The organism is Oleiphilus sp. HI0086 (assembly GCF_001635225.1).
In genome coordinates, this window is sequence record NZ_LWFZ01000529.1 from 1 (window position 1) to 603 (window position 603).

Annotated in this window: 2 protein-coding genes; both read left to right on the forward strand. The window is 45.4% G+C overall.

Translation table 11 applies throughout. The features are described from left to right. The coding region (rsxG, locus tag A3756_RS06465; protein WP_156490324.1) for an electron transport complex subunit RsxG at nucleotides 1-442 on the forward strand (442 nt) is incomplete at its 5' end. Between the two features lie 29 nt (nucleotides 443-471). Beyond that, nucleotides 472-603: Rnf-Nqr domain containing protein (locus tag A3756_RS26570; RefSeq protein WP_304438871.1), on the forward strand; the 132-nt coding region annotated here is incomplete at its 3' end.

Consider the following 603-nt stretch of genomic DNA (forward strand, 5'->3'; position numbering starts at 1 on the left):
GACTATTGAACCAGTAGAGGCATTCATCGCTTTAAAAGATCAGCTTCCTACCCACCTAATATTGCCTGTTGTGGCGCCTGATGGATATACAGGCCCTATACGTTTGATTATGAGTATTGATATGTCGGGGGAGCTTAAGGGTGTGAGAGTGATAGAGCATAAAGAGACGCCGGGCTTAGGTGATAAAATCGACTTGAAGAAGTCTGATTGGGTTTTATCCTTCAACGGCAAGTCTTTGGCGAACTTGACTGAAACTCAGTGGCAAGTGAAGAAAGATGGTGGAGACTTTGATCAGTTAACAGGTGCAACCATTACACCTCGTGCGATAGTCAGTGCGGTGCATAAAGCGCTGATCTACTTTAGTGAGAACAAAGATCGGATTCTGGATCAGGCAATGAGTTCTAAGTCGGGAACTGATACTGCAGCAGGTGAGGCACAATAATGGCAGCAGCAGAAAATAGCGCAGATTTAATACCGGAACAAAGCGAAGGTGCGAAGCAAAGCTTTGTTAGCAGTGGCGAGTTCAACAAACTAGTTAAGAATGGCTTGTGGGACAATAACCCAGCCTTGGTTCAGCTACTGGGTTTGTGCCCTTTATTGGCT